The organism is Streptomyces sp. (genome assembly GCF_019510245.1).
Lineage (GTDB): Bacteria > Actinomycetota > Actinomycetes > Streptomycetales > Streptomycetaceae > Streptomyces.
Genome location: NZ_JAEKKT010000273.1, coordinates 1 through 4,743, shown reverse-complemented (window position 1 = coordinate 4,743; position 4,743 = coordinate 1). Strand labels below are relative to the sequence as shown.

2 protein-coding genes and 2 pseudogenes are annotated in these 4,743 nt (G+C 69.2%); 3 read left to right on the top strand and 1 reads right to left on the bottom strand.

The window, feature by feature from the left end; all coding sequences use genetic code 11:
• From JF597_RS48605 to JF597_RS48595, 3 genes and pseudogenes are all read left to right on the top strand, one after another.
• A pseudogene (locus JF597_RS48605) lies at window positions 1-1,860 on the top strand (cellulosome enzyme); the annotation flags it as partial.
• A 350-nt stretch (window positions 1,861-2,210) separates the two neighbouring features.
• A complete protein-coding gene (locus JF597_RS48600) occupies window positions 2,211-3,551 on the top strand; it encodes an epoxide hydrolase family protein (protein WP_294012147.1) in 1,341 nt (446 codons plus the stop codon).
• A gap of 145 nt (window positions 3,552-3,696) precedes the next feature.
• A pseudogene (locus JF597_RS48595) lies at window positions 3,697-3,951 on the top strand (transcriptional regulator); the annotation flags it as partial.
• Between the two features lie 66 nt (window positions 3,952-4,017).
• Here JF597_RS48595 and JF597_RS48590 read toward each other — a convergent pair.
• Window positions 4,018-4,713 carry a type 1 glutamine amidotransferase domain-containing protein gene (locus tag JF597_RS48590; RefSeq protein ID WP_294012145.1) on the bottom strand — a complete coding sequence of 232 codons (696 nt, stop codon included), beginning with the start codon at window positions 4,711-4,713 and terminating at the stop codon, window positions 4,018-4,020.
• Between the last annotated feature and the right edge of the window lie 30 nt (window positions 4,714-4,743).

The window sequence follows — 4,743 nt, the reverse complement described above, 5'->3', positions numbered from 1 at the left end:
TCCGCGATCGAGGAGTCCAAGGTGGACGCCGACATCGCGTACTGGAACATCGACGGCAACCTCTCCGACTCGGCGGTGCAGTCCAACCGCGGCAACGGCCAGTGGTGGCTGCTGCATGCGTACGCCTCGATGAGCGGGCACACGGTGACGGTGACCCCGCCGTTCCCCGGCCAGAACTACACCATGCAGGGCGTGGCCACGCTCGACGAGCGGAAGAAGCAGGCCCGGCTGATCTTCGGCGGCTCCGACGGGAAGGGCCACATCACCTTCTCGGGCATCCCCGAGAAGGTTTTCGGGGACCAGGTCCACGCCTGGGTGAGCGAGATCGGCTGGAGCGGGCAGGTCGGCGACAACTCCGGCCCGAAGCTGCTGACCGAGACCAGCCTGAAGGTCGGCGCCGACGGCAAGGTCGTCGTCGACTTCGGCGACGGCACGCTGCCGAAGCTCAAGGAGTCCTCGGCGTACGAGATCGTCCTCAGCCCGGCCGGCACGGCGAAGGGCACACGGCAGGCGCCGGTGCGCTGGCAGGGGTCGTACGAGGCGGAGGACGCCGCCCACACCGGGTCCGGCTACTCCAGGAACGGCCCGGAGGGGTCGACCCGCGACGTGTCGAAGTTCTACACCTCCGGCGGCTACGACGTGGGCGGTCTGCGCACCGGCTCGGACGTCACGCTCGACTTCGCCGTGGACGTGCCCGAGGACGGCACCTACGACCTGAGCGTCTTCGCCAACTCCCTCAACACCTACGACGCGGTGAGGGAGCAGGGCCCGACCAACGTGTTCCTGCGGGTGGACGGGCAGGCGGACAGCGAGCAGGAGGTGTACCTGCCGCTCGGCTACAAGTGGGTGGTGTGGGACCACACCGACACCAAGGTCCGTCTGACCAAGGGCAGGCACACCCTGACGCTCGCCGCGCGGAGTCTCGACGGCAGGCGCGCCACCAAGGGCGACGCGATCGTCGACCGCCTCACCCTGTCCCTGCCGTCCGAGCCGGCGGCCACAGAGGTCTACGAAGGCGAGCTGGCCTGGACGAGCGGTGGGGCACGGCCCGTCTACGACCTGCCCAAGCACACCGGGACCCCCGCCACCGGCTCCGGCGCGGTCCGGGTCTCGAAGGGTCAGACGGCCACGTTCTGGGTCTACTCCCCCGCCGACCGCGAGGCCACCCTTGACGTCGACACCCTCGGCGGCGCGGACGCCCGGCTGGCGGTCAACGGACACGACGTCCTGCACGTGGCCAAGGGCAGACACAAGGTGGCCGTCTCCCTCTCGGGCGGCATCAACAAGGTGACGGTGACCGGCACTTCTGCCACCACCCTCGTCGACCGGCTGACGGTCACACCCACCGACGGCACCCTCAGGACGCGTACGTACGAGGCACAGGACGCCAGGCTCGCGGGCACGGCCACGCTGACCCCGCTGCCCCTGGCCACCGACGGCACGGCGATCACCGGGATCGGCGGCGACCCGGGCAACGGCAACACCGCGACGTTCACGGTCACCGCCGACGAGGCCGGCCTGTACGCGCTGCGTATCCGCTACTCCAACCCCGAGCAGTCCGAGGCCACCCACTACAACCCGGACCCGCTCGCCCGCCACGCCGACATCACCGTCAACGGCGGTGAGATGCGGCGCGTCGTCTTCCCGCACACCTTTCACCAGGACAACTTCTGGGAGCTGACCGTCCCGGTCCGCCTCAAGAAGGGGCGGAACACGATTGCCTTCCGCTCCGAGGAGCTGCCGGACTTCGACGGCACGACCTACGCCTCGGACACCTTCCCGGGGGTGCTGCTCCGCTCCCGCTACGCGCCGCTGATCGACCGGATCGTCGTCGCGCCGTACGCACGCGAGGTGCGATGAGGTGGTGACCACCGGCGGCGACGTGAGGCGCAGCCCGGCCGGAGAGCGGGGCACCCCCTTGCCCCGCCCGGTGGGCATCGCCAACTGCGCCTTCAATGTATTGAATTGACGCTTCATCAGTACATCGGTGGTCATGCCGCCGCCCCCGCAGGCGACCTCACCGGCCGCAGCCCCCCGCCCGCCGCTCGGAGGCGCGTCCGACTCCCGAGTTGCACCCTTACCGAGAGGTAGGTATCGTCACTTAGAGTAACGATCTGTGGCGTAAGTGCCCACGGAAGGTCGTCGAGGAAGCGCTCCCCCGCATACTCCGCACCCCTCGGAACCAATGGGACGCCCCAAGGAGATCCGTCATGCCCGAATTCCTCCGCGTGCACTCTCGCCGGAAGTTCATCTCCGCATCAGCCGCCGCCGCTGCCACGGCCGCGACAGGATCCCTGGGTCTGCAGGGCCGGCGGTTCACCGGGGAGGAATTCGGCGGGAAGCCGGTCACCGCGGGCGAGCGGCAGAGCATCCGTCCCTTCCGTGTGAGCATTCCGGAGCGGGATCTCACGGATCTGCGTCGACGCATCATGGCGACACGGTGGCCCGACCGGGAAACCGTTCGCGACCAGTCCCAGGGTGTCCCACTGGCCACGATGAAGGAACTCACCCACTACTGGGGAACCAGCTACAACTGGCGCAACATCGAGGAGAGGCTCAACTCCCTGCCGCAGTTCATGACAGAGATCGACGGACTGGACATCCATTTCATCCACGTCCGCTCCCGCCATCCGAACGCGCTCCCCGTCATCCTGACGCACGGCTGGCCCGGCTCCGTCCTGGAGTTCCTGAAAGTCATCGGGCCGCTCAGCAACCCCACGGCCCACGGGGGACGCGCCGAGGACGCGTTCCACCTCGTCATACCGTCGATGCCCGGCTACGGCTTCTCGGAACGGCCGACGGCCACCGGCTGGAACCCCGACCGCATCGCGCGCGCCTGGGCCGTGCTGATGGAGCGGCTCGGCTATCAGCGGTACGTCTCCCAGGGCGGCGACTGGGGCGCCGTAGTCTCGGACAAGATGGCGGTCCAGCGGCCCTCGGGGCTGCTCGGCATCCACGTGAACTTCCCGGCCACCGTCCCGCCCGACATCGCCAGGAAGCTCGCGTGCGGCGACCCCGTGCCGTCCGGTCTGAGCGCGGACGAGAAAGCCGCTTACGGCAAACTCGCCGCCTTCTACAAAACCGGTTCCGGCTACTCGGCCATGATGGTCACCCGTCCGCAGACCGAGGGATACGGGCTGACGGACTCCCCCGCCGGACTGGCGGCCTGGATGTACGACAAGTTCGCCGCCTGGACCTACAGCGGCGGCCATCCCGAGCGTGTGCTGACCAAGGACGAGATGCTCGACGACATCACGCTCTACTGGGTCACGAACACGGCGGTCTCCTCCTCGCGTCTGTACTGGGAGAACAACGCCAACAACTTCAACGCCGTGTCGGTGTCCATCCCCGCCGCCATCACGGTGTTTCCCGGTGAGATCTACCAGGCGCCACGGAGTTGGGCATCGCGCGCCTACCACAAGCTTTTCTACTACCACCGGGTCGGCAACGGCGGCCACTTCGCGGCCTGGGAGGTCCCGGACCTCTTCGCGAACGAACTCCGCGCGGCATTCCGGCCACTGCGCGGTTCACAGGGCGGCACCGGAAAGTAACAAATTCCCGGTCCCTTCGATCCCTGATCCCCGCGCGGCCTGCCCCGCCGCCCGCACCGGACAGGTGCGGGCGGGGCCGCCCCGTGGCAGCACCCGGGGGACGGACGGGATCCCGCGCCTCGCCCTGTGGCCCGGTGGCGGTCGGCGCGCGCTGGCCGGCACCGACCCCGACGCCCCCGACCTCGCCCAGCCCGTCGGCGAACTCCTCCTCAAGAACGCCGACTTCGCCCGCCTGTGGGAGCGTTACGACGTCCGCCCGCACCGCCCCGGCACCAAGCGCTTCCACCACCCCCAGGTCGGCGCCCTCACCCTCGGCTCGGCACGCAGCAGACCCCCCGACCCCGCAGACCGCGCCGACGCGCCCGCTCCTGGCGAGTACCCCGGACCGGGACGGCACTGACCCCCGGCCGGGGCCGCCGCCCGCCGACACGAGCGGGAGGGTGTGCCTCCCGCCACCGCTACCCGGTCACTTCAGGACCTCGAGAAGCCGGTCGGCGAGAACCGTCGCCGAGTGGGGGTTCTGGCCGGTGATCAGGTTGCGGTCCTCGACCATGTACGGCTCCCAGATCGGGCCGCGGCTGAAGTCGACGCCGACCTTTTCCTTCAGCTCCGTCTCCAGCAGCCACGGTGCCCGGGAGGCCAGGCCGACGCCTTCTTCCTCCTCGTCGGTGAAGCACGTGACCCGGTAGCCCTTGAACGGGGACTCACCGTGGATCCTGGTGGCCAGCATCGAGGCCGGAGCGTGGCACACGATGGCGAGTGGCCTGCCCGAAGCCAGCTGCGCCGTCAGCAGCCGGCCGGCGTCTGCGTCGAATGCCAGGTCGGACATGGGCCCGTGGCCACCGGGCAGGTACACCGCGTCGTAGTCCTCCAGGCGGACGTCCGACAACTTGAGGGGCCGCCGCATCGCCTCTGCGGAACGGATGATCTCCTCCAGCTCCAGGGCGCCCTCCTCGCCACCCGCCATCGACGGCCGCAGGCTCATCATGTCGACGTTCGGGGTCACGCCGCCGGGTGTCGCGACCACGACGTCGTGTCCTGCCTCCGTGATCTTCTTGTACGGCATCGCGAACTCTTCCGCCCAGTAACCCGTCGCATACCGGGTGCCGTCCTTGAGCACCCAGTACGTCGCGCCAGTCACTATGAAGAGGACTCTCGCCATGGCACCTGACCTCCTAATCCCAGAGAACTG